The organism is Dyadobacter sp. BE31, from assembly GCF_031457695.1.
In the GTDB taxonomy this organism is placed as follows: domain Bacteria; phylum Bacteroidota; class Bacteroidia; order Cytophagales; family Spirosomataceae; genus Dyadobacter.
Map to the genome: position 1 here is coordinate 378,143 of NZ_JAVDXA010000002.1, position 25,932 is coordinate 404,074.

A 25,932-nucleotide genomic window follows, 5' to 3' on the forward strand; every position below is an offset into this window, starting at 1 on the left:
TTAGGGAGGGTACAGCCATTGCCAGATCATACACATTTCTTGACAAATTGTGCATTTCTTCCAAAAACGGCTGGCAAAACGGTTGCGCAAATGCGGTTTAAGACGGAATTTTGTCTGCTTATGGTATTCTGCTGATAGGCGGTTGTATTAAATCTGATGAGGAGCCTGTTAATATCCCTGCTTCTGGTTGCGTACGTTGTCCCGAGTGTCCTCGGGCAGGGCTTCCCCTATAAGTTCAGCTACCTGACGGTGGATGAGGGATTGTCGCATACCGATGTGAACGATCTTGCGCAGGACCGGAAGGGGTATATCTGGGTAGGGACCAACTTCGGCCTGGACCGTTACGACGGCTATTCGATACAGCGGTTTTACAACACCAATGTGCCGCTCCAAAACGCATTCAAAAACCGCATTATCGCGCTCCATCCGGATGGCGAAGATAAGATATGGCTCAGTACCGAAAACGGACTGCAATGCTTCGACCCCGCCAATGAGCGGTATATTGATTACACAATCCGGAATTCGGGCAAAAACCCTGTTTTCTGGAAGCTTTTCAAAACAAGTGGTGACCTGATTTACGGCTTGACCGACTACCAGATCAAGTTGTACCGCATTGCCGGTACTTCTTTGGAGGAGCTGCCGCTGGGCGTCCCCACCGGCGTCCGCTTTTTCGATATGCAGCCCGATCGCAGTGGGATCCTCCATTTCGCGGGCGACAGAGGGCTTTGGCGGCTCGGAGGACAGCGACAGTTTGCCAAGGTGCCGGTGAGCGGTTTGCCGTCGGAGAATTTCAGGCGTATCTTTTTCGATAACCGGAACAATTTGCTGATCGCCTCGGGCAACCAGGTATTACTCACCGGCGGCGGGCAATTTCCCTTCGTCAGAAAGCAGTTCACCTGCGCCGAATGCACGCCCATTGTCGGGATAGCGGCAGGGAATGGCCCGGATTACTGGGTGAATACCCGCACAGGGCTGATCCGCCTGGATGGAAACCTCAATCTGATCCAGAAAATCGATGAGGTATCGGCGCCGCGCAGTTTGAATTCCACAGCGGTGGTTCGCGTATATATCGACCGGTCGGATTGCCTTTGGGTCGGGACGTCGGGTGGGGGCCTCAACTATTTTGACCTGAACCAAAAGCTGTTTTATACCATGCGCCACGAGCCCGGGCAGGCCAATTCGCTGACGGGCAGCTACGTACGTTCGATTTATGAGGATGGAAACGATCTGTGGATCGGTACCAATGCGAATGGCCTGGATTATTACAACCGCAAATCGGGAGCCCGCACGAATTATAATGCCGTGAATTCGGCCGTCAGGCTGCGCAATGATAATGTTGCCGCATTGACATTTGACCAAGCCCATAACCTATGGATCGGCACCGAGTCGGGGATCGATATTCTCAGGCCCGACAGGAAGACCTTATGGAAACCCGATGGTCATCAACGGTTTCCCACTTTTGGCATAACGACGCTGACGGCCGACTATTATGGAAATATCTGGTACGGAAATCTCGAGAAACTCGGTGTGATATGGAAGGACGCGGCAGGGAAATACCATGTCAGGGAATATGCCGAAGGCCATTTTATTTTGGCTGAAAAGGACAAGCCGGAATTGTTTGTCGCGACCAGGCAAGGCGTGAAACGCATCACGGTCGACGCGCAGGGGAGGATCTTGCGGGCCATCAGCTACCGGGCAACGTCGAAATCGCATTCGCTCAGTTCGGATTACAGCGCCGTGATAGGCCGGCAGAATGACAGTACCTACTGGATCGGCACGATCGGGGGCGGGTTGCACCGCCTCTCGCTGCATGAGCGCGACCGTTCCACGCGCATTGAGCATTTTGGCGAAAACCACGGTATTTTCAACGATGTGGAAGGCATTGAGATCGACGGCGACAATATCTGGCTGGGGGGAAACGGCTTGCTATGCCTCAACTCGAAAACCGGGAAGCTGATCCGTTACGATAAAAACGACGGTTTGCAGGGGAACAGTTTTAAAATCAGGTCGTCGTTCAAAGCGGCCGACGGGAAAATGTATTTCGGAGGCATCAATGGCCTGAATTACTTTTACCCGCAGCAAATACGCCTCAACACGATCGCCGCCAAGCCGGTTTTTACGGGTATCCTGATCAACAACCGGCGGCCTAAAATCGGCGGCTCGGCCGATATGGACAATGTGGTGAGCCAGGCCATCGGGTATGGCGAGAATGTGGAACTCAATTATCTGCAGAACAACTTCGTCGTCTCTTTCTCGGCCATGCATTTCGCCAACCCGCTGAAATGCCGTTACCGCTACAAGCTGATCGGTTTTGACAAAGACTGGAATTACACCGACGGCAACAACCCGAGGGCCGGGTACAGCAACCTGAGTTACGGAAACTACCAGCTCGTGCTCGAAGCGACCAACAACGACGGCATATGGAGCAAGCGCCGCGCCGAAATAAGCATTAATATCAGCCCGCCATGGTGGAAAACCGACCTGGCGAAGGCACTTTATGCATTATTGGGCATTTCCGCGCTGGCGGGCATTTACTTTTACCAGGCGCGCTGGCACCGGCTCAAACGGGAGATAGAGGTGCGCGGTGTGGCCGAGCAGAAGCGGGAGGAGATCCACCGTCAGCGGGAAGAGTTTTACCAGCAACAGCTGATGTTCTTCACGAATGTTTCGCATGAATTCCGCACGCCGCTGTCGCTGATCCTGGGCCCGCTGGAAAGCCTGATAAGCCAGAACAACGACGCCACGCTCGGGCATTCCTACCAGCTCATGCACCGGAATGCAAAGCGGCTCATTAACCTGATCAGCGAGTTGATGAACTTTAAAAAGGTATCCGACAGTCTGATTAAACTGCAAGTGAGACCATTGGCGATCAGCGAGTTTTGCCGGCAACTGGCAGCGGAGTTTGATGGCGTAGCAGCCAGCAAACACATTGTATTGAATCTCACCGACCACACCCGGAAGAAAGCGCACTGGCCGTTAATGGGGCTTTTCGATGCCCAGGTTCTCGAAAAGATATTGCTGAACCTGCTGAATAACTCATTCAAATACACGCAGGATGGGGGAGAGGTCACTTTCGAGATTTTTACCGATCTCAACCGATTCAAGCCGTCGTTCGAGACAGGCTTCGAGTTGCTGCACGAGGGGCATCGGGCACGGCAGTACCTGTATTTCCGGGTGGCGGATACGGGTATCGGTATCTCGGCAGACACCATTACCCGTATTTTCGACCGCTACTACCGCATCAGCAGCGACCACCTGGGCTCCGGCGTAGGGCTTGCGCTCGTCAAGAGCCTAACGCACCTGCACAAGGGCGACATCTACGTTTACAGCGAGCGCTATAAAGGCACCGAGATCATCATCGGCATACCGCTGGGAGAAGAAAACTGGGCCGAGGCGGAGCGTGCACCGTCCAGCTTCGAGCCGGAGGTACGGTTGGAGCCTACCGACCATTCGATCCTCGCGCCTATTACCGATCCGGTGTCGGGCCGGCAGGAGGGTGTGCAGTCCGGCAAACGCATCCTGCTTGTGGATGACAATGCCGAATTGCGTTTGTTCTTGAAGCAAAGGTTTGAAAAACAGTACTTTATCTACGAGGCTGCCGATGGTGATACGGCCATGAAGCTGGCCGCGGAAAAGATGCCTGATCTCATTATAAGCGACGTGATGATGCCAGGTATCAGCGGGATCGAGCTTTGCCGGCAGATCAAGGAAAGTTTTGAAACCAGCCACATTCCTTTCATTATCCTCTCCGCAAAGGATGCACTCACCAGCAAAATCGAGGGAATGGAATCGGGTGCGGACTTTTATTTCTCCAAACCGCTGAGCATTGACCTGCTGATGCTGACGGTCAACAACGTTTTCGAACAGCGTGAAAAACTCAGGAAGAAATTTACCAATAACTACCTTTCCGAGGCCAGCGAACTGGTGCATTCGGAGAAGGATAAGGAGTTTTTTCAGGCATTGCTGAAACTCATCGAAGACCATATGGAAGATCCGGACCTGGATGTCGACTTCCTTTGCCGGCATTTGTACACGAGCCGGACCAAACTGTACCAAAAGATCAAAAACATTACCGATCAGTCTGTCGGGGATTTTGTGCGTACCATCCGGCTTAAAAAAGCGATCCAGATCATGACCCACGAAGACATCCCGCTCAACAAAGTGGTGGACCGTGTCGGCCTGCAAAGCAGCTCCAACTTTTCGAGGGTATTCAAGAAAGAGTATGGTAAATCGCCATTGCAGTTTATGCAGGCGCTCAAACGGGAGACATCAGGCGGGCCCGCGAGTGAGCGGAAGTAACCAGCTGCGGTGCCGGGCGAGAGGAGGATGTTTCCGGTTTCGCGCTTGTTATGCTTTTTGTTTTGTTTGTGTCATCCCATACTTTTGTTTAAATTGTACTAGTTTTTTAGAATAATGTATCGTCTTTTGGTTACTTGTTGGTCATTAATTCTGTATAGCGTTTGAGTGAGGCTTATCTGGATCGGGAAACGAATCTTTTACTCTCTGCGGCCCAGGGAAGTCAGGCTGCTTTTGTCACACTCTTTCACCGTCACAAACACAAGCTATATAGTTACACATTGCGGCTGACGCAGTCGGAAATGCTGGCTGAGGATGTTGTTCAGGATGTATTTATGAAGCTCTGGACGGAGCGCGCCGCGATGGCTTCCATCGATAACTTCGGAAACTATATTTTCCGGATGGCTAAAAATCAGGTACTCAATCATTTCAAACGCGTGGCCCACGAGATGGCGATCGTTTCGGAAATGTTCCGGGAGGGCGATCACGCGGGCAATAATGCGCAAGAAATGCTCGCTGCGCGTGAGGTGGAGCAAGTGCTGCAATCCGTGGTGGAAGCGCTGCCGCCTCAGCAGAAGGCGATCTACCGGCTGAGTCGCGATGAAGGCAAAAGCCATGAAGAGATTGCCGGACTCCTGAAAATCTCCCCCAATACTGTCAAAAACCACATGGTGCAGGCAATGGCAACCATTCGTTACCAGCTCCGCCGCCACGCCGATTCGCTGCTCGTGGTGACCGCCTTGCTCGCTTTGAAAAAATAATCCAAAAATTTTCTTCGCAGACTAGTCCCTGTTGTTTTCCCGATTGTCTTTCATTTGGCAACCGGTCGAAACTGCTTGCTTTAGTTTGAAACAAATAGGCGTATGGCCAAATTAAATAAGGGGCAATGCCGCATTGATGATATTTTATGAACGACGAGCGGATAGGCCTTCTCATAGGCAAATGGACGGATGGGACGATTGCTTCTTCCGAAAAACAGGAGCTCGCCGAATGGGTGCGCCTGAATCCGGATGACGAGCGCATTACCCGGGGACTGGAACGGGCTTGGGATAGTTTCGAGCCCCGGGAGTTGATGCCGGAAGCCGCATCGGACCGTATTCTGTCGAACATTTTCCCGGAGGAGGAAACCACTTTTGGTGAGCGAGACCAGGCGCGCGGCGTCACCTGGCTATGGCCAAAGCTGGTGGCGGCGGCGCTTGTGATCGGATTTGGCCTCTATTGGTGGAAGGGTTACCAGGGGAAGGTGCAGCTGGCACAACAGAAGGCCATCGCGGTGCAGCCCGCCGACCTGCCCCCGGGCGGTAACAAGGCGGTCCTGACGCTGGGCGACGGGTCGAGCATCACACTGGACAGCGCGGGGAACGGGTTGCTGGCGAGCCAGGGAGGCACGAGTGTAACACAGTCGGGCAAAGGCCAGCTGGTGTACAAGTCGGGGCAGGAGGCGGCCGCGGCGCCGGTGATCAATACGGTAACTACACCCAAGGGCGGCCAGTATCACATCGTATTGCCCGACGGGACGGGTGCCTGGCTGAATGCGGCGTCGAGCCTCCGCTTCCCGACCGCATTCACCGGCAAGCAACGGAATGTGGAGATTACCGGCGAGGTATACTTCGAAGTGGCGCATGACAAGCAAATGCCTTTTGTGGTGAAAAATGGTGAAACACGGATTACCGTGCTGGGTACGCATTTCAATGTAATGGCCTACGACGACGAGAAGGTAATGCGGACGACGCTGCTCGAAGGGTCGGTAAAAGTGTCGCGGGGCGCCAGCGAGGCGTTGCTTGTACCCGGCCAGCAGGCGCGTATCAATGCGGGGACAGGAAATGTGAGGGTGGTGGACGGTGTGGATACGGACAAAGAGCTTTCCTGGAAAAACGGCTATTTCCAGTTTGAAAACGAGAGCCTGGAAAGCATCATGCGGCAGGTGTCGCGCTGGTATGACGTAGAAGTGCAATATGAAGGGAACACCCGCGGAGAGAATTTCACGGGCCGCCTGCCGCGCAATTCCAATGTGTCCAAACTGCTGAAAATCCTTGCGTTGAGTGGGGTGAAGTTCAGGATTGAAGATAAAACCATTATTGTAACACCGTAAACCTCCTGCCTATGACCGAATAGCGACCCACTTCGCCGGTGTCTGCAAAAAAGAACGGGAACGTTGCAACCGCTCCCGATCCTGCAAGAGCCTGGCATTCTTAAACAATTGTCCTACTGTTTAGTACCAACTCTCAAGACAAAAGTATGAACCACAACTCTTTTATCCAAAAGGGGCTGGGCGCCTTGTATGCCTACGAAGGACCTCCCCGCTCTCCCTTTATCAGGGCCATTCTGGTTATGAAACTGATCTTTATTTTTTCGCTCGCATTCTGCATGCAGGTAAGCGCCAGCAGCTTTTCGCAGAAGATCACCATTCTGGCGAAGAATGCGCCGCTGGAAAGGGTTTTGAAGGAAATCGAAAAACAGAGCGGCTACTCGTTCTGGTATAAAACGGAGCTGATCCAGAAGTCGGAAAGGGTGACGATCTCCATGCGGGAGAGCACGCTCGAAGAAGTGTTGGCCAAATGTTTCGTCAACCAGCCGCTGGAATATTCCATCGTGGACAAGACGGTGGTTTTGCAGGCTAAAAAGCAGTTGAAGATAGCCCCTCCGGCTCCCAAAGCCGTGCAGCCGATCAAGGGGCAGGTGATGGGCTCGGACGGAAAGCCGCTCGTAGGTGTGACCGTCGTTGTGAAGGCCAGCAAGCTCGGGACTGTGACGGACACCGACGGAAATTTTTCGATCGATGTGGCGGATACGGATGTACTCGTTTTTTCCTACATCGGGTTTGAATCCAAGGAGGTCCTGGTAGGCAAGCAAACCAGCATTTCGGTTTCATTAAAGGAAAGTAACACGACATTGAATGAGGTGGCAGTGGTTGGTTACGGCCAGCAATCGCGGAAAAATCTCACGAGTGCGGTCAGTACGGTCAAAAGAGAGGAGCTCAATAATGGCGCCATTACCGACGTGGGACAATTGCTGCAAGGGAAAGTGCCGGGACTTAACATCACAGCCAGCGGCGATCCTAACAAGCCGGCAGCGGTGGTGATGCGCGGTGCGTCCACGATTAACAGCGCGCAGGGGCCATTCTACGTGATCGACGGTGTGCCAGGCGCCGATATTGCCACCATTGCGCCGGATGATATCGCTTCTATCGATGTGTTGAAAGATGCGGCTGCAACGGCCATCTATGGTAACCGCGCCGCCAATGGTGTGATCATGGTCACCACCAAAAAGGGAAAAGCAGGGACGATGCAGATTTCCTATAACGGTTATGTGGGCATCGAGAAGGTTTCGAACAAACTGGATATGATGACCGCGGACCAGCTGAGGGCTTTTCTGGACAAAAACGGCATCGGCTTTACGCCTGCCGATGACAAAGGGGCCAATACGGACTGGCAGTCGTCTATCCAGAAAAAGACGGCGGTTTCCACCAATCACAACCTGTCGTTCAATGGCGGCGGCGAGCATACGGCCTACGCCGCGAGTTTGAACTACGTGAAGAAAGACGGTATCCTGCTGAACAGTGATCTGACCCGCGTCATCGGCCGTTTGTCCATTGAGCAGCGTGCCTTGAAGGACAAATTGAAATTCGGCTTCTCGGTGACGAACTCGCATAGCAATGGCAACGATATTCCGTATCGCAACACCGTGTTGCTGCAATCGACTTCCTACCTGCCTGTTTCACCGATCAGAAAAGAGGACGGTTCCTATTTTGAAAATTTTCAGAATACCAACTATTACAATCCGGTGGCGATGATCAATAACAGTGAGATGAATACGAAGTCGAACAATCTCATCGGAAGTTTCAAAACGCAGGTGGAGCTGCCTTTCGGGCTGACTTATAATCTGGACATTTCGTACCTGAACACCAATACTTTGCAGGGTACGTACTACAACAAGTATTTTACGAATAACTATAACAATATGTACGATAACCCGGATCCGGGTTTGGGCTTCCACTCTGTCCAATCATTCGGTAAAAACGGGCAGGCCAACAGGAGTTCGTACCAGAATACCAGTAAAATCCTGGAAACTTACCTGACCTGGAACAAGGAATTCGGCGATCATACCATTAACGCGGTAGTGGGTTACTCGTGGCAGAACAATAAGATAGGACAGGGCTTTCAGGTGACTACCAGCAATTTTCCGGTTGATAACGTTACCTACAATAACCTCGCTTTGAGCAATCCCTATGGAACATCAGGTTTCCAGATTGGCTTCGGACCGGATGGTGTTTATCAGGAAACCCAGCTGATTTCGGATTTTGCCCGGTTTAACTATAACTACAAAAGTAAGTATTTGCTGCAAGGTTCGGTCAGAAGGGACGGCAGCTCGGTGTTCGGGGCTAATCATCAATGGGGTTACTTCCCGTCGGTGGGTGCGGCGTGGAGAATCAGCCAGGAAGGTTTCATGGAAAGCCAGCGCGTGTTCAGTGATCTGAAATTACGGGCCAGCTACGGTGTTACCGGCAATGCAAGCGGGTTCAATGCCTACACAGCGAAATTTATCTCCGGCGCATTGGGTACATATTATTACAATGGCGCACTTACCGGCGCATACGGTCCTACAAAATCCGAAAACCCGGATTTGAAATGGGAGAAAACAGCCACCACCAACATCGGTCTCGACTTTGCCGTGCTGGGTAACCGGGTAAACGGCTCGCTGGAAGTATATGAGAAAAACACCACGGGAATGATCTATTCCTACACCGTGAACCCGATCCTCGTTCCATCCGGAAGCATTGTGGCGAATGGGGGAAGCGTGAATAACAAGGGAATCGAGTTCAATCTGAATGCGAAAGTGGTGGAAAATACCAATTTCAGCTGGACGAGCGGAATCAACCTGGCACATAACAAAAACGAGATCACCAGCCTTACCAATCCCCTGTTTGCGGGCGGCGACTCGGTATTGCTGTCGTATCCCGAGGGAGGAGGCCAGTCGGGAAGATCATTACAAATCCTGAAAGCGGGCCGGCCATTGGGACAATTCTTTGCATTTAAATATGCCGGCAAAAATGAAGCGGGTGTTTCTCAATTCGTGGCGGCAGACGGTACCCTCACGACCACACCGGTAGTAGGGAAAGATTATCACTACCTGGGCAGTGCGCAGCCGAAGCTGATGCTGGGCTGGACCAACAGCGTGCGGTACAAAAACTTCGATCTGAACGTGTTCATCAGAGGTGTATTCGGAAACAAGGTCTTCAATGCGACCCGCGCCGACCTGTTCAGGCCAAGTACTGCGCAGTATTCCAATATCCTCGTGGATGCGGCTAACGAATCCACCAGTGATTTTAACGCCTATGTATACTCGTCGCGATTCCTCGAAAGCGGAAGTTTTGTGCGGTTCGACAATGCTACGCTGGGCTACAATTTCAAGAAGCTGGGGCCATTTGTCAAAAGTCTAAGGGTGTACACTTCCGTGAATAATTTGTTTGTCATCACCAAATACAAGGGCGTTGATCCGGAGGTGAACCAGGGCGGGATCGCTCCGGGGGTTGACTATAACAACTTCTATCCGAAGACCCGTACGTTTCTATTCGGTCTGAACATATCCATCTAAAATCGAAGGAGAATCATGAAGAATTCATATATAAAACTATTTTTCTCGACGCTGGCGGCAACCGCGCTTTTTGCCTGCCACGACCTGGACGTGCCGGTCACGACCGCGCTGACGACCGACGTTTTCCCGAGTACGGACGAACAATTCATTTCCGCAGCCGGGCCTGTTTATGTGGCATTGAGAGGGAATTTCGGAGCGGAAGCCTATCAGATCGCGGCATACAGCACGGATGAGGGTATTATGCCCGCCCGGGGAGGTAACTGGTACGACGGCGGCCAAAACCAGACATTGCACCTGCACACCTGGACGGTGGACAACGGCTATGTGAACGGCCACTGGACCTGGTTGTCGACCATTATCGGCGTCGCCAACCAGACGCTCTCCATCCTGGAACAGAAAATGCCGGATGGCGCAGCGAAACAAACGAGCCTTGCGGAGATCAAGACCGTACGTGCTTTGGCTTATTTCATGATGATGGACGCCTTCGGGAATGTGCCTATCTACACGACTTACGGCGATTTTGCACCCAAAACCAACTCGCCGAGGACAGAGGTTTTCAGTTTTATCGAAAAGGAAATCCTGGAAGCGATTCCCAATCTGAACGAAGTATCGGGCGTGGCTCAATACGGAAGGCCCAACAAATGGACTGCCTATGCCTTGCTGGCAAAAATGTACCTGAACGCCGAATACTACACCGGCACAAACCGGTATAACGATTGCATTGCCGCCTGCGACAAGGTGATCGGTTCGGGATTGTATGCATTGGAGCCCAGAAGCAGCTATCTGAATATGTTCTATCCGAACAACGGGCCGCAGATGAAGGAGTTTATCTTCGCCATTCCCTACGATCCGGCCCAAACCAATACTTTTCCTTTCAGAAGCGTCAACATCCGCGCGCGGTACGACATTCCGAGGAGCATGGTGAAGAAGTTCAACCTGCCGTACACGCCTGCGGGAAGTGCGTGTACACTACCGGAATATTACGCCAATTTCAATGACGAGGGCGATATTCGCAACAAGCAATGGCTTACCGGGTTGCAGTATATGAACGACGGCGTCACACCGCTGACCGTTACGACTACCAAAATCGGTTACGACCAGTTTTACAAAGGCAGCGATCCGGCGGCGCCCTACACCTACCAGGTGAAACTGACGCCCGAAGTGGTACTTCGTCAGGATGTGGCTTCTTTCGACGCGGGTAACGACGAAATCGCCTGGCACATGGGGTACCGCAATATGAAGTTTTACCCTGATGCGAGCTCGCTCAACCGGAATCAGAACAATGATATCCCCGTATTCAGATATTCGGATATTGTTTTGATGAAAGCCGAGGCGATAATGCGCGGCGGAAGTCCGACGCTTGGCCATACCGCACTTTCCCTGGTGAATGAGCTGCGGGCGCAGCGGACCACCTCGCCGGCTTTGACGAGTGTCAATCTTGAATTTATCTACGCGGAAAGAGCGCGTGAATTTGTCTCGGAGGGCTGGCACCGGAATGACATGATCCGTTTCGGGAAGTTTGAAGGCAAATGGGGCTACAAAACCGATTCGGACGTGAACAAACGCATTTTTCCGATACCAAGGGTAGCACTGCAACTCAATCCTGCGCTGGTTCAGAATCCGGGTTATTGATTTACAACATTCTCCGTAGCTGTATTTCGGGTACGGAGAATGTCTTCATTCACATCGTTCCAGTCACAGCGTTCAGCTGTCGACAGGCCAATCATTCCGTATTTTAAAATGAATCATTTCCATAATGGTGGTTCTTCTCATCGATGGTTGGGAAGGGTCAACCGGTTTTGTCTTATCTTTTTGATGAGTGTCCTCGCGAAGACTTCCATCGCCCAGGCGGTTGTCAATCCGGCAAGTTCCCTGATACAGCGAGTGGTTCCAACGCACGCTTCGCATTTTCAGGTAGAGGAACTGCATTCGGGGTCGGGCAAGGATGAATTTGAAATCGAAAGTAAAGCGGGTAAAATCGTCCTTCGTGGTTCCAGCGGCGTAGCGATAGCCTCTGCCTTATACCACTACCTGACTGAATATGCGCATTGCCAGATTACCTGGAACGGCACAAACCTGGCACTGCCTGCCCAATTGCCCGTCGTGCCGGCCAAAGTGCGGAAAGAGACCGTGTACCAATACCGTTACAACCTCAATTACTGTACATTCAACTACACCATGAGCTGGTGGAACTGGGACCGGTGGCAGAAGGAGATCGACTGGATGGCCTTGCACGGCATCAATATGCCGCTCGCCATTACCGGGGAAGAATATGTATGGTTGCAGGTGTATCAGGAGATGGGGTTCAGCGAGGACGACCTGAAAGATTTTTTCAGCGGGCCGGCCTATTTCGGCTGGTTCTGGATGGGGAATCTCGATGGCTGGGGCGGACCGTTGCCGCGCAGCTGGATGGAGAGCCACAAAGCCCTGCAACAGCAGATCGTCCGGCGCGAGCGGGAGCTGGGCATGAAACCCGTACTGCCAGCATTTACGGGGCACGTTCCGGCGGCATTCCGCAAGAAATACCCCAATGCACAGCTGAAAGCGACCAACTGGACCAACGGTTTCGGGGATACCTACATTCTCGATTCGCAAGACCCGCTTTTTGCGGAGATAGGGAAGCGTTTTTTGGATAAACAAAAAGAACTTTATGGCACCGACCACTTGTATTCGGCTGATACATTCAACGAGAATGAGCCGCCAACGGACGATCCCGCCTACCTTTCCAAGCTGAGCGAGCGCATTTACGAAGGCATGCGCCAGGCCGACCCCGACGCGGTGTGGGTGATGCAGGGCTGGCTTTTTTACAGCGACCGTAAGTTCTGGAAAGCGCCGCAGATTGAAGCATTGCTCAATGCGGTGCCCGACGACCGGATGCTGTTGCTGGACCTGGCCGCCGAGATAGAGCCGGTTTGGAAGCGGACGGACGCTTTTTATGGCAAACCATGGATATGGAATATGCTCAATAACTTCGGCGGGAACGTGAACCTCTTCGGACGAATGGATGGTGTGGCCACGGGGCCGGCAGCCGCCTGGAACAACCCCGCCAAAAAACGGATGGAAGGGATTGGGTTGACGATGGAGGCCATCGAGCAGAACCCGGTGATTTACGAACTGATGATGGACCACACCTGGCGGACAACGCCCATTGACCTCGATGAGTGGCTCCCCCGATACGCGCGAAACCGCTACGGAAGCGACGACCAGCGGCTGGTGAAGGCCTGGCAAATCCTCCGGCGGACTGCCTACAACGGCCTGGAAATACGCGACGGGGCCGAATCGATCATCACGGGCAGGCCTACACTGGACTCCACTACCATTTGGACCCGGACTAAACTGAACTACCCGCCGGCCGACCTGCTTCCGGCCTGGGACTTGTTTGTAGAGTCGGCAGCGAAAGGACCGCATACCGAAGGTTACCTGTACGACCTGACCGACATTTCGCGGCAGGTGCTGGCCAACTATGCATTGGTCGTTCAGAAGCGATGGGTAGAGGCGTTTCACAAAAGGGATAGGGCGACTTTCGAAAAAAACAGCCGCGCTTTTCTTGAACTGATCACCGACATGGACCTGCTGCTGGCGACCCGCAAGGATTTTTTACTCGGGCCCTGGATCGCTTCGGCCAGGCAATGGGGAGCCACCCCGGCCGAAAAAGCGCTCTACGAACAAAATGCCCGCGACCTGATCACGCTTTGGGGCGATGCGGATAGTCCGTTGCATGAATACGCCAACCGCCAGTGGAGCGGATTGCTCAACGACTTTTACAAGGTGCGGTGGGAGCAGTTTTTTGGTATGCTGGGGAGTTCTCTGAAATCCGGTACCGCGCCTGACTGGCAGGCTTTCGAAAAATCAATCCGCCAATGGGAGTGGCAATGGGTGAATATGCGGAAGGATTACCCGGTCGAGCCGAAGGGTAGCAGCGCCGAAGTGGCCGCGATGCTGCATGCAAAGTACCAGCGACAGATCCGCGACGCCTATCGTACGGACGTACGGCATTAACTAGTTCACTACCAATACAAAATAGCCCGGTTGCTGATCGCAACCGGGCTATTTTATTGAACAGACTTTATATTGATTTCAGGTACAGACCTGAACGCAATCAGTTGACGGCCAGAACCTGATAAGTTTTTCCTTTTGCGGTTTTAAACTCGGTAATATATCCGGCGTCGGTTTTCCGGGTGGTTGCACCGGCAACTTTCACGGGTGCATTGGTTTTGAGCGTACACATTTGCCCGTCCAGTGATTTGATGACAGAGCTGGTCAGTTTTCCGTTTTTCCAGTTGATATCCACTTCAAATCCGGAGCGGGCGCGGAGGCCTTTGATGCTGCCTTCCTTCCAGTCGGATGGGAGGGCGGGTAACAGGTGTATTTCTTTCAAATGGCTCTGGATCAGCATTTCCGACATCCCCGCAGTTCCGGCAAAGTTCCCGTCGATCTGGAAGGGCGGGTGGGCGTCGAAAAAGTTGGGGTAGGTACCGCCGCCTTTGTATTCGCTATTGCCTTCGTTGGTGTATTTCATCAACTGGCGAATGAGCTTGTAGGCATGGTCGCCGTCGAGGAGCCGTGCCCAGAAATTGATTTTCCAACCCTTGCTCCACCCGGTACCATGGTCGCCGCGCACTTCGAGCGTTTTCCTGGCTGCCTGGAAGTACTCCGGCGTGTTTTGGGAAATCTGACGTCCCGGGTGCAGTCCAAACAGGTGGGATACGTGGCGGTGCAAACTGTCGGTTTCTTTAAAATCTTTGTACCACTCCTGCAACCTGCCGCGCTTGTCGATTTTCAATGGGTAAAGTTTAGCCCTTTTTTCAATCAGCAGCTTTTTAAATTCCGCATCATTGCCGAGCACATCCGCGGCCTCGATGAGGTTGGAAAACAGGTCGTACACAATGGAAATGTCCATGGTGGTCGCTACCGAAACGGCCGCTTCCCCGCCTTTGGGGTCTTTGAACTTGTTCTCCGGGGAGGTGGAAGGGGCCGTTACCAGGTAACCGTCCTGGTCTTCCACGAGCCAGTCGAGCGTAAACAGGGCCGCTTCCTTCATGAGCGGATAGCCTTTGTCGCGCAGAAATGCCTTGTCGCCCGAAAACCGGTAGTGCTCCCACAGGTGCTGGCACAGCCAGTTGGCGCCCATATACCAGTTGGCCCACACGGGATCACCGTCCCCTACATTACCAACCGGGTTGGATAACCCCCAAATGTCCGCATTATGGTGTGCCACCCAGCCTCGCGCACCGTAAAATTCCTTTGCAGTGACCTTCCCGGTTTGAGAAAGATCCTTGATCCACGTGAGCAGCGGCATATGCATTTCCGAAAGGTTCGTCACCTCTGCCGGCCAGTAGTTCATCTGCGTGTTGATATTGATCGTGTAGTTGGAGCTCCAAGGCGGCCGCATTTCTTTGTTCCATATGCCTTGCAGGTTCGCAGGCGGGCCCGCGGGTACGCCCGGTAGCGCGGGGCGCGAGGACGAAATCAGCAAATACCTTCCGTATTGGTAGTAAAGCACTTCCAGTTTCGGATCATAGTCTCCTTTTGAATAGGCCATCAGGCGCTCATCCGATGCCAGTTTCAGATTGGGGTTGGCAGGTGAGCTATCTGCCAGCTCGAACTTAACGCGGTTGAAATAGGTATGATAATCAAATTCGTGGCGTTTTTTAAGGTCGGCGTAGGTCCTGGCTAATGCCTTATCCAGGTAACCTTTGGCCAGTGCTTTCTCATCTTTGCCGTCTTTGTCGGGACATTTGTCAAAGCCGTTGAAGCTGGTGGCTGCCGACAGGTACACAAACACTTCGCTAGCGTCTTTGACCGAAATCCCCGAGGTATCCGTCGAAATGATCCCATCCTTGCTCACCGCTTTGATCCTGAACTGAAACCGCGTGCCATTGCAGCCATTGGGGTCGTCGTAAATGATCGGCTGCTGTCCCGGTGGATTGTAATAGTTCGGATTAACGTGCGAGGGAGCTTTGCCATTTACCACGAGCTCCTTCCCGGCGGTTTCGAGCTGGTAATGCAGCCGGCTGTTGGCCGAAACCGTGAAATTGAGCTGTTTCGGTTTCGAAGCCGATAGTCTCATGACCAAAATATTGTCGGGCGCCGATGTGAAAATCTCCCGTTTGTAGCTCACCCCATCGACGGTGAAACTCGTGCTGGCTACGGAATTGGCAATATCCAGGTCGCGGTAGTAGCTGGTTGGCTTTTTGTCTTTAAAGTCCTGCCTGATCTGCAAGTCACCCATCGGCATGTACGACTCGGTGTAAAGCCCCTGCATCTTTTTCAGCAATGCATTCGCTTTCTCATAGTCTTGCTCTTTCAAAAGCGCTTCCCTCACTTGCGGAAGATAGGACGCCGACGCCGGGTTCACATTCGTTTTGACAGGCCCGCCCGACCAAAGTGAGCTTTCGTTGAGTTGCAGCAGCTCCTGTTCGACGCCTCCGAAGATCATCGCGCCAATATGCCCGTTCCCGACCGGCAGCGCCTCCACCCACCTGGCGGCCGGCTTTTTATACCAAAGTTTCAACCCGGCAGACTCTTGCGCGTGCGAGCTGAAACACCATAGCCCCAACACTGAGGCCACAATTAACTTCCTGGGTAAAAAATTCATAGAGGTTCGGATAAGATAGATAGTTTTCTGATTAGGGATGCGTGCTCAATCCAGGAACGCCATGGCTTTGATCACGTTCGTGGCAGGATCGAGCCAGCTGTTGAAGTCCGACTCGACCTCGCTGAACCGGACGCGGTGGGTAATGTAGTTCGACGGGGTTATCAGGCCGTCTTTAATGCAGCTGATCACGTATTCGAAATCGGCGCGTGTGGCATTCCTACTGCTCATCAGCGTGGCTTCCCGCTTATGAAACTCGGGGTGGCTGAATGCAATCTCTCCTCCTTGCAGGCCCACAAGTACATATTTACCGCCATGCGACAGGTACTCGAACCCCTTGTTAATGGCTTTCAGGCTGCCGGTGGCGTCGACGACTATAGTGGGCATATCGCCGTCGGTGAGTCTGACCAGTTCCCGGGCCACGTCCTGCGTCAAACCATTGATGCCGTGTTGGAGCTGGATTTTTTCCTCGCAGAATCGCAGCCGGCCGGCGTGGATATCCAGGCCGATAACCTTCGCACCCGCGATCCGGGCAAACTCCATGACTCCCAGGCCGATGGGACCTGCCCCCACTACCAGCACCGTATCGTTGGCTGTAACTTCGGCCCGACGGATAGCATGTGCGCCTATGGCGAGCGGCTCAACCAATGCCAGTTCCTCGAATGTAAGCCCTTCGGCATGAACGAGTTTGTCGGAAGGGACGGAAATGAATTCGGACATTCCGCCGTCTATATGCACCCCGAACACCTTCATGCTGGTGCAGCAATTGGTTTTCCCGTTCCGGCACGCGATGCAATGCCCGCAGTTGAAATAGGGCAGGAAAGTAACGGCTTCGCCTACGGAAAAGCCCGGCGCTCCATGTGTGGCCACGATTTCACCTGCGAGCTCATGGCCGAGTATCCTCGGGTAGCTGAAAAACGGCTGCGTTCCTTCGAATGCATGTAAATCAGTGCCGCAAATGCCGATGGTTCTGATTTTTAAGATCGTGTGGTTTTCCGTGAGAGCAGGAATGTCGGAATCGTGGTACCGGAAATTCCCGGGAGTTTCGCAAACTAATGTCTTCATGATGATAGCCGGTTACAGCCGGAAATGCGCTGATAATATTACAGTTGCCTTGTTGGGTCTGTGGTTTTATAACAATACAAAGGAATTGTATTTTGATAGGAAGATTGCGCAAAACATTAACTGAATTATAAGAGATATTAACATCTTGATCACTAAACGACGTATTTTTGGTGTATAGATATTTGTATGAAACCGCAGCTTCTTCGCGTCCCCAATGCGCAGGCACATTCGTTCAGTGTCCGTCAGGATAAAATGACGAACATCAACAACCGCTGGCATTACCACCCGGAGGTAGAGCTGATCCATTTTCACAGGGGTTCGGGGACGCAGTTTGTGGGGGACAATATCAAAAGGTTTCTCGCGGGAGATATTGTGCTGGTAGGAAGCCTTCTGCCGCATTACTGGCGATTTGACGCGCCTTCGGAAGTGGAGGACGTCTCGGGTAATGTCGTTTCGACGGTCATCCACTTTATGCCGGATTTCTGGGGAGAAAAATTTCTCGACCTGAGCGAGAACAAGCCGGTCAGGCTGGTTTTGGAGAAAGCGGGCAGGGGACTGCTCCTGACCGGCCGGTTGAAGGACGAGGTCCGGCAGCAGATCGCCTGTCTGGATCACGCCGAGGGCCCCGACCGGATCATGACGCTGATGAAGATCCTGTATACCATTTACCGGTCCGACGAAGCGGTAATGCTATCCTCAATCGGCTACCAGAGCGTTCTGCTGGATTCGGAGAACGACCGGATCAACGATATTTACGAGTACACCCTCAATAATTTCCACAAGAAGATCTATCTCGAACACGTCGCCGGGATAGCCGGCTTGGTACCCAATTCGTTTTGCCGCTATTTCAAATCCCGGACCGGCAAGACCTACCTCCAATTCCTGACGGAAATCCGGGTTGGAAATGCCTGCAAACTGCTTATGGACGACAATATCAACCTGAAAGAGGTCTGTTACGAAAGCGGCTTTGCGAATTTCAGCTGTTTTCACAGGCGGTTCAAGGAGATTACCGGCCAAAGCCCCCATCATTACCGGATTACCGTCGCAAACTGATGGTGCGCCGCTACTGCTTGCCCGCAGCGAATTGGGTAATCTGGTTTTGCTGATAACTATTTATCTCTTCGAGCTTTTCCGGACCTAATGTTTCAGCCACCAAATCGGCGAAGCCTTTGGCGCGGTTATCTTCCAATATCTTCCCGTGCTTCTGCTCAATAGGCCCCAGCAGGTTCACCATCAGATGGGAATCCACTTTGGACATCCCGCCAAACAGCAGATAGGCCGGCAGGTACAGCCGCTCATAAAGCCTGAACAACAGTTGTTTCCCCTCGGCGGTGAGCTGCACGAGCTTCGCGCGTTTGTCGGATGGATCGGCTCGTTCGGAAATGTAGCCGGCTTTTCTCAGCCGGTTGAGCATATCGATGCCGGTGGTCTGTTCGAGAAAATTATAGGTGATAATGTCAATTTTGCGGGCCTCTCCCTGATGGAAAATGGCATTCAGGCAATAGAACCAGTCCAGCTCCACTTCCTCGTCCTCTTTCAATGCGAGTTTGGAATACGTGGTCAGCATGGCGCCCAGCCGGCCGATCAGCTTGGCTACGGTGGATGTCATGTCCGGCGGCTCGATGCCGGAAAAAAGGCCTTCGCCCGACCCTTTTGTTTCCACCATCGCCAGATAATGCCGGCAGAAACCGGCCACGGTAGCGTCCGGATGCGTTTCCTGGTAGCTATCCCATTCACTGATCAATTCGACAACTGGCTTCATAATGGATCGTTTTTGCTGTAAATGTAAATAAAATAGTCGGTTTCGTTGTTTATATATCTAATCCGATGTAATTTTGTCAACATAACAACCGAACCGATATATTTTAAATGGAAATTTCACTTGAAAGCTCGCCCGTAGATCGCGAGGCGGCTAACATGTCGCTGTTAATCACCACAGTAGCTTATCTGCTACTCAACGGGGCCCAGTTATTTGAAACGGCCGTGCTGGTGCCGGTCTGGACGACCGCCCCGCCAGCGTCCCTGCATTTATTTCACGGGCCTTATGGATTGGATTTTAAGGCCTTCTGGATCGTCGCTCACTCGCTGCATGAAGTGACATTTCTGGCAGCCCTTATTTTGAATTGGAAAATACCGGCCCGGCGAAAGGTGCTGCTCGTTGTTTTCGTGGCGCATATCGTCGTGCGGGCGTGGACGCTGCTGTATTTCGCGCCGGTGATCATCTTCTTTCAGCAAATACCTGCCGCGGATACCGTCGATCAGATGCTCGTGCAAAAGGCTGCGCACTGGCGGCAGATGAACCTGGTTCGTGTAGCGGCATTTATGGTTCTTTCACTCGTACTCATTCCACTTAACCGTACGGTGAAGTCTGCCGGTAATGCGGTTCCCCAAGCTTAGCCGTGTGCGGCAGCTAAACATATCGATATTATGAAAGCAATTATTATTGGTTGCGGGATCGCCGGCCCCGCTATGGCGCTCGCGCTGCAAAAGATAGGCGTGCAGGCCGTTATTTATGAGGCCCGGGAAGCGGCGGACGATACCCAGGGCGCATTTCTGGGTATTTCTCCAAATGGGTTGAATATTTTGAGGGAATATGTCGCACTCGAAGAAGTAATGGCCGATTCTACACCCGGCAAGATCCGTTTTTTTAATGCGCGTAACAAGGCAATCGGGGTTATCGACAATGCGGAGCAGGCGTCGCGCTATGGCAGCGAGACGATCCAGGTGAAGCGGGGCTTGCTCAACGGCTCCTTGCGACGGGCGGCTGAGCGCGCCGGCATAGCGATCGAATTTGGTAAACGGCTCGTCGCCATCGGGCAGCGCGAGGGTACCGTGACGGTCTCTTTTGCGGATGGCTCCACCGCGGAGGGCGATTTGCTGATCGGCTGTGACGGCATTCATTCTGCCGTACGCCGGGCGGTTTTTCCCAATGCGCCCGAACCCCAATACACAGGCCTGCTGTCGACGGGCGGATTTACCCGGCCCGATTTTGCAGTTCCGGCCGACTCCATTCGCATGACGTTCGGGGAGCGGGGATTCTTCGGATACGCGGTTTCCACGCATGGAGAAGTCTGGTGGTTCAACAACATCGCTCAGAAAACGGCGCCTCAGCGGCATGAGCTGAATCAGTCGGAACTCGCGGATTTGAAGAAGCGGTTGGTGGCGCTGCACAGGAATGACCCTGAACCGATCGTGCCGATTATCGAGCGGGCCCATTCTATCGAGATTTACCCGATTTACGATATACCGTTTCTGGACCAGTGGCATCAGGGCGGCGTATGCCTGATCGGCGACGCGGCGCATGCCACAGCTCCGCATATCGGGCAGGGTGCATCGCTGGCGCTGGAAGATACGCTGGTACTGGCCCAGTGCATCCGTGACTGTGCCGATTTGCAGGCAGCATTTGCCCGGTTCCAGTCGCTACGCCAGGCGCGGGTGCAGGCAATCATCCGGCAGGCACGCAAAGTGGGCGATACTAAGACTGTTCCCAACCGTTTTCAGCAATTTTTCCGCGATTTGCTGCTTCCATTTTTCGTAAAGTTGGAAGCGCGGAAAATGGATTGGGTATACGGCTACCGGGTCGACTGGCATAAGAAGCTGATTTAATTTCGTTCCAACCCTGAAAAATTTCGTTCCAACCCTGAAAAAGCCATGAAAACCTACTTGATCAACAGCGCGATTATTTTGCTGTGCGGTGTGGCCGGGGGAATCGGCTCGTGTGACGTCGGTAATATGGCGCCCATTGCCAACACTGCCACGTTATCGCCCAAATTATCCGATTATGGGATATTTCCGGACGGGTCGATCGAACGGCCCGCCGCCGGTTTTCACAAGTATTACCTGGCTACCCAGCTTTTTACCGATTATGCCGAAAAACAGCGGTTGCTCCATTTGCCGCGAGGGGCGCGATTTTCCTTTGATTCATCCGGCAATGCCGTTTTTCCGGATAGTTCGATCCTCGTTAAGACATTCTTTTATTATCCTGACAAGCGAAAGCCCGCTGCCGGCAAACAACTGATCGAAACCCGGATTCTGATAAAAGTCAAAGGGCAATGGAATGTGGGGACCTATAAATGGAATGCAGCCCAAACCGATGCATTTCTGCTGGAAAACGGGACGGACGAAACGGTGAATTGGGTGAATGAACGAGGGCTTCGCCAAACGCTGCGTTACCACATTCCATCCAATGAAGAATGTTCTTCCTGCCATCGTTCGGGCCGCTCCATTACACCCATTGGCCCGAAATCACGGAACATGAATATATCCCTGATGGATCATCCCAATCACGAAAGCCAGCTGCTGCATTTCCAGCGGGCAGGTCTGCTGACTTTACAACCCGACGATCTGCTCGCGCCGCTGCCCGACTGGCAAGATTCTTCCATCGCCCTGGATCAGCGGGCGCGTGCATACCTGGACGTCAACTGCGCGCATTGCCACTCGTCCACAGGTTTCGCGGAAAGTACCCGGTTGTTTTTGGGCTACGAAGTTCCATTTTCAGCCACGCGGATCGGGGCACGGAAAGACCACATCCTGCACCGGATTCAGGCGACAAACCCCAACATCCGCATGCCGCAGCTAGGCACAACCGTGCCCGATTCGGCCGGGGTGGCGTTGATCAGGGCCTACATTCAATCTTTATAAGTGATATCAGGGAATTTGCCTTGCAAAAAGGATGAAATCTGTTCCGGGGGGCGTCATACCCAGCCCGCGTATGAGATTGATGATCTGCCCCCGGTGATAGGTGGAGTGGTTCACGATATGCGTGAGCACATCCGCGAGGTTGTCGAGGTACGGATCCCCGGCCATGTTTTTGTAAGCCAGTTTGGTATGAAAGTCGTCGTCCTGCAATTCGCTCAGGTGCGAGAGCCAGAGCGCCCCGTTCTCCGCGAGCTGTGCGGCGATGGCCGGAGGTTGCAGCGGTGTCCAAAGCGGAACGTCGTTCTGCTGCCCTATCACCCTGAAATACCAGTTTCGTTGCGCGTGTGCGAGATGAGAGGCAATTCGCAATACCTGCTCGTCCTGTATGTCGTTGGCTGAAATGAAGTCGGCAATAACCTTGTTTGCCCAGTTGTTGAAGGTGAAGAAACGAGTGAAGAACGCTTTCATTGCTGCTGGTTGTTGAAGAAAGGAAACGCCGTAAGATACTGTACTTCCCTCGTTGCGACAATTTTTGAGGGTGTTGTGTATATTTTTGTAAAGTATACTTTACTTTTAGTAAACTGTATATTACATTGCAGTCGACTAAACTTTTATAATATGGCACTATCACGTTCAGCGAGGTATCGGGCAGCCGGGGTTTTCCTGGCCATTACCGGGTTTTTGGGCTTATGGGTTGCGTCCTGGGAAGGGCTGATCAACGTTTACCGGATTATTTTGCCAGCCTACACGCTGCCCGACGGCGCCTATCCTTATCCTGCCAATTTTTGGGACGTCAATGCGGCGTTCGGAATTGTGTCGGCGTGCATGCTTACGATTGGGGCCGGCATGGTGTTTCTGGCAAAGGAGCCGGACGAATATTTTTACAGGATCCGGCTGGAAGCCATTCAGTTTGCGGTAATCGCGCAGTTTCTGGTGGGACTGATCGCCTTTGCGTATTTCTATTTTACACCCGGCTATCAAATGGAAAATACATTTCAGGGCATTCTGGGGATGGCCAGTGGCACTTTTCTGGTGGCCTACGCGCTCCGTTATTACGCGGGTATCTACTTCAATGCGGACCAGGATTGAGCGCCCGGGACATGAAACTGGAAAATACCTTGCGTGTAGAGCGTGCCGTTAGGCGTATGACGCAGGCCGAGCTGGCCGGGCGCGTGGATGTGTCGCGTCAGGCGATCAATGCGATCGAAACAGGCAAATTCATTCCCTCCGCGGTGCTGGCAATCAAATTGGCGCGGGTTTTCGGCAAGCCTGTCGAAGAAATATTTATCCTGTCGGAAGAGTCAAATCCAGTGGGAGTGGAGATTTAAGCGTGCTTATCAATTATTTATTAGCCATGAAAATATTGTTTGTATGGTGTCTCGCTGTGCTTTTTTCTGTGCACCTGGCTTCCGCCGGGCGTGTGCAGCTACGAGGGCACGCCCGCAATGCCGCGGAAGAAAACCTTCAATGTACGGTTGTTTCAAACAACCTCGGCAGCAATCCGGTTGGGGTGGTCATCCCCATGAAGGGCGGGGATTTCGGTTATCAGTTTGATATAACAGAATCTACATTTCTCAGTTTCAGCGATGGTACCAACTATTTTGGAGGGTTTGTCGAGCCCGGCGACAGTATTGTTATCGCTTACGACCGGCTGGATTTCGCAAACAGCATTTCCTACACCGGAAAAGGCAGGGAGAAATTCGTGATCGTGCATTCGATGATGGATTTCAAGCGGATGGCACGCACTATTGCCGCCGCCGCGAAGGGACGTAGGTACCCCGTGGATGATATGTTTGCTGCAATTGACAGTTTGAAGGACGATGTTCAACAGCGAATCGACCTCGCGGCTAAATCGATGAGCGCTGAAAGCCATAAGCAGTTACTTGGAGCGTTGGCGGCTACTCAGCAGCAAGCAAAGCAAAGTGGCCTGGTAGCCGTTTTCGGGGATTCTTACAGTAACATTATGGCCAACCATCGGGAAAAACTGAGTGAAGCGTCCATAGCGCAAATGAAGAAGCTACTGGATTACGACGAGGCATTTTATGATTCGAGGTTCTACGTCGATGCCGTCAAGAGCCTCGCTTCCATGTATTTGGAAGATAACATTCAGCCCATTACCGATAATTTCGAGGATCGGAAGTACCAGCTACTGGTCGAAATGCTGCCTCGGAAGTTGCGTACGCCTGTCCTGTTCATGACGCTCAAATGGGATATCACCACGGCTCCGGGTGAATTGAATGAGCGCGTAGTGCTGCGCGCTGCCGAACTACTTGCCGATAGTCGGTGGAAACAGCATATTCTGGATTTATTGGCCGCCAGGAGCCTGCTCAGGTCGGGGGATAAGGCACCGGAGTTTTCGGTGCAAAATCTGTCGGGAGAAAAAATCAACCTTGCTTCGTTCCGTGGTAAGACTGTGTACCTCGATTTCTGGTTTGCCAGCTGCGGGCCGTGCCACGCACTTTTTAAATCCATCGCGCCGGTCAAGAAACACTTTGAGCATGACGAGCGGGTGGTATTTTTAACCGTGTCGGTGGACAATGAAATGACCTGGAAGAGAGCAATCTCGAAATTCGGGGTGAAGGGGTACCATGCCTTTACGGAAAACAAGCTGCGCGAGCACCCGATCATCCAATCGTATCATGTGACGGTGTATCCGACAACCTATATTATTGATCCCACCGGCCGCATTCATGCAATTCAGGCCGCAAACAATCCGGACATGCTCAGAAAGCAGATCGAAGAAGCCATCGCCGCTACTTTCCCATACCATAGCCGATGATCTTCCGAATCCTGCGAACACCCTTGTCGATTACCCGGTAATCGACAAGTTCCCCATTGTTTTGAAGGTAGTCGTAATCGGTTTGTACATCCATGACCAAACCCACGCCGTCGGCGTAATACTTATATCCCAAACGATATAGCAATACCCCGGTTGTGTCCAAACGTTCGGTGACTTTTAAAGTAGTTGGAAAATAAAGGGAATCGATTTGCGCCGGTTGATCCAGATTTTCATAATAAGACAAATGGCCATACCGGGGATTCTCGTCATCCATGGAGAAATGCTGAAATGCATCCCATTTAGCAGCCGGACTGTATGGGAATACAAGTGAAGTAATCAATTCATTATCCTTATTCTGCAACACTTTGTCGATGGAAACAAAGGCTTTGTATTCTTTTGTTTTTTGCCAGTAATCGGTTGGTTTTGTCCGGATTGAATACGAGATATGGCATTCTGAAACGCCGTTCGAATCCGTTTTGGAATAGGTTATTTCCTCTTTTTCAAACCAGCTGACAGTTTTCGGTTCTTTGTTTCCGGTGGAATAAATGGCTTCGTCGACTGCGTAAATGCGATAAGAACCAGCGGTTATCGGGAAATAGGTTGGGATGGGTACGAACTCCTCCGACTTTTCGCAAGCGATGAGAAAGAACATCATGATCCCGGAAATGTACCGGATGAATTGTGAATGGCGGAAAGGAAATACCGTAGATTTAACGAACACAGGCAGCGTGGTTTAAATTTAAAATGTAACGGTGAAATTTTGTTTTTGTTATGGAAATAGAATTAGATTACGACCGGTATTTGTATTCAATTAAATAAAAAACCACGCCTGTGAAATTGTTTTGGACCATTAGTGCGATGGTGTTGGTGGGGATGAGTGCCTGCCGGGTTCGGTCTGATATAACGTCCGTGGAAATTGAATGCAGTGAATGCATTGGAAAAACGGTTGAAATAACATCGCCCG

At 52.3% G+C, this 25,932-nt stretch carries 18 protein-coding genes; 13 read left to right on the forward strand and 5 right to left on the reverse strand.

Translation table 11 applies throughout. From position 1 onward, the window contains the following. Positions 1-156: 156 nt before the first annotated feature. The 6 genes from J2Y43_RS10475 (at position 157) to J2Y43_RS10500 (ending at position 13,890) form a co-directional block, all read left to right on the forward strand. Positions 157-4,299 (forward strand): response regulator, encoded by a 4,143-nt coding sequence (locus J2Y43_RS10475; RefSeq protein ID WP_309982139.1) that lies wholly within the window; start codon positions 157-159, stop codon positions 4,297-4,299. Positions 4,300-4,460: 161 nt separating this feature from the next. After that, on the forward strand, positions 4,461-5,057 hold the full coding sequence (locus J2Y43_RS10480) for an RNA polymerase sigma-70 factor (protein ID WP_309982140.1): 597 nt from the start codon (positions 4,461-4,463) through the stop codon (positions 5,055-5,057). Between the two features lie 146 nt (positions 5,058-5,203). After that, on the forward strand, positions 5,204-6,388 hold the full coding sequence (locus tag J2Y43_RS10485) for a FecR domain-containing protein (RefSeq protein WP_309982141.1): 1,185 nt from the start codon (positions 5,204-5,206) through the stop codon (positions 6,386-6,388). 146 nt (positions 6,389-6,534) lie between these two features. Beyond that, positions 6,535-9,891: a TonB-dependent receptor gene (locus J2Y43_RS10490; protein WP_309982142.1), complete on the forward strand. Its 3,357-nt coding sequence runs from the start codon at positions 6,535-6,537 to the stop codon at positions 9,889-9,891. A 15-nt stretch (positions 9,892-9,906) separates the two neighbouring features. Beyond that, positions 9,907-11,523, forward strand: a complete 1,617-nt coding sequence (locus tag J2Y43_RS10495; protein WP_309982143.1) for a RagB/SusD family nutrient uptake outer membrane protein — start codon at positions 9,907-9,909, stop codon at positions 11,521-11,523. Between the two features lie 183 nt (positions 11,524-11,706). Then, the gene (locus J2Y43_RS10500; RefSeq protein WP_309982144.1) at positions 11,707-13,890 is read left to right on the forward strand and encodes an alpha-N-acetylglucosaminidase; all 2,184 of its coding nucleotides are present in this window, start codon (positions 11,707-11,709) and stop codon (positions 13,888-13,890) included. Between the two features lie 100 nt (positions 13,891-13,990). On the opposite strand, the gene J2Y43_RS10505 is transcribed toward J2Y43_RS10500, so the two are convergent. Together J2Y43_RS10505 and J2Y43_RS10510 are read right to left on the reverse strand one after the other, a co-directional pair. Further along, positions 13,991-16,489: a glycoside hydrolase family 95 protein gene (locus tag J2Y43_RS10505; RefSeq protein ID WP_309982145.1), complete on the reverse strand. Its 2,499-nt coding sequence runs from the start codon at positions 16,487-16,489 to the stop codon at positions 13,991-13,993. 45 nt (positions 16,490-16,534) lie between these two features. Next, positions 16,535-17,551 carry a zinc-binding alcohol dehydrogenase family protein gene (locus J2Y43_RS10510; protein ID WP_309982146.1) on the reverse strand — a complete coding sequence of 339 codons (1,017 nt, stop codon included), beginning with the start codon at positions 17,549-17,551 and terminating at the stop codon, positions 16,535-16,537. A 186-nt stretch (positions 17,552-17,737) separates the two neighbouring features. Between J2Y43_RS10510 and J2Y43_RS10515 the strand changes: the two genes are divergently transcribed. Continuing rightward, the gene (locus J2Y43_RS10515) at positions 17,738-18,604 is read left to right on the forward strand and encodes an AraC family transcriptional regulator (RefSeq protein WP_309982147.1); all 867 of its coding nucleotides are present in this window, start codon (positions 17,738-17,740) and stop codon (positions 18,602-18,604) included. 10 nt (positions 18,605-18,614) lie between these two features. Here J2Y43_RS10515 and J2Y43_RS10520 read toward each other — a convergent pair whose 3' ends face one another. Next, positions 18,615-19,313, reverse strand: a complete 699-nt coding sequence (locus J2Y43_RS10520) for a winged helix DNA-binding protein (RefSeq protein WP_309982148.1) — start codon at positions 19,311-19,313, stop codon at positions 18,615-18,617. Positions 19,314-19,420: 107 nt separating this feature from the next. Between J2Y43_RS10520 and J2Y43_RS10525 the strand changes: the two genes are divergently transcribed. From J2Y43_RS10525 to J2Y43_RS10535, 3 genes are read left to right on the forward strand one after another with little or no spacing between them, the layout of a single operon-like run. After that, on the forward strand, positions 19,421-19,948 hold the full coding sequence (locus J2Y43_RS10525; protein ID WP_309982149.1) for a transposase: 528 nt from the start codon (positions 19,421-19,423) through the stop codon (positions 19,946-19,948). 30 nt (positions 19,949-19,978) lie between these two features. Further along, positions 19,979-21,157: an FAD-dependent monooxygenase gene (locus J2Y43_RS10530; protein WP_309982150.1), complete on the forward strand. Its 1,179-nt coding sequence runs from the start codon at positions 19,979-19,981 to the stop codon at positions 21,155-21,157. 45 nt (positions 21,158-21,202) lie between these two features. After that, positions 21,203-22,192 carry a hypothetical protein gene (locus J2Y43_RS10535; protein WP_309982151.1) on the forward strand — a complete coding sequence of 330 codons (990 nt, stop codon included), beginning with the start codon at positions 21,203-21,205 and terminating at the stop codon, positions 22,190-22,192. Between the two features lie 6 nt (positions 22,193-22,198). On the opposite strand, the gene J2Y43_RS10540 is transcribed toward J2Y43_RS10535, so the two are convergent. Further along, positions 22,199-22,657: a DinB family protein gene (locus tag J2Y43_RS10540; protein ID WP_309982152.1), complete on the reverse strand. Its 459-nt coding sequence runs from the start codon at positions 22,655-22,657 to the stop codon at positions 22,199-22,201. A gap of 150 nt (positions 22,658-22,807) precedes the next feature. Between J2Y43_RS10540 and J2Y43_RS10545 the strand changes: the two genes are divergently transcribed. The 3 genes from J2Y43_RS10545 to J2Y43_RS10555 are packed head-to-tail and all read left to right on the forward strand — an operon-like array spanning position 22,808 to position 24,968. Continuing rightward, a complete protein-coding gene (locus J2Y43_RS10545; protein WP_309982153.1) occupies positions 22,808-23,278 on the forward strand; it encodes a hypothetical protein in 471 nt (156 codons plus the stop codon). A gap of 11 nt (positions 23,279-23,289) precedes the next feature. Further along, positions 23,290-23,517, forward strand: coding sequence for a helix-turn-helix transcriptional regulator (locus J2Y43_RS10550; RefSeq protein WP_309982154.1), 228 nt, complete (start codon positions 23,290-23,292; stop codon positions 23,515-23,517). A 26-nt stretch (positions 23,518-23,543) separates the two neighbouring features. Beyond that, complete coding sequence (locus tag J2Y43_RS10555) at positions 23,544-24,968, forward strand: TlpA disulfide reductase family protein (RefSeq protein WP_309982155.1); 1,425 nt, start codon at positions 23,544-23,546, stop codon at positions 24,966-24,968. On the opposite strand, the gene J2Y43_RS10560 is transcribed toward J2Y43_RS10555, so the two are convergent. Further along, the gene (locus tag J2Y43_RS10560; protein ID WP_309982156.1) at positions 24,943-25,689 is read right to left on the reverse strand and encodes a hypothetical protein; all 747 of its coding nucleotides are present in this window, start codon (positions 25,687-25,689) and stop codon (positions 24,943-24,945) included. The genes J2Y43_RS10555 and J2Y43_RS10560 overlap by 26 nt on opposite strands. Positions 25,690-25,932 lie beyond the last annotated feature (243 nt).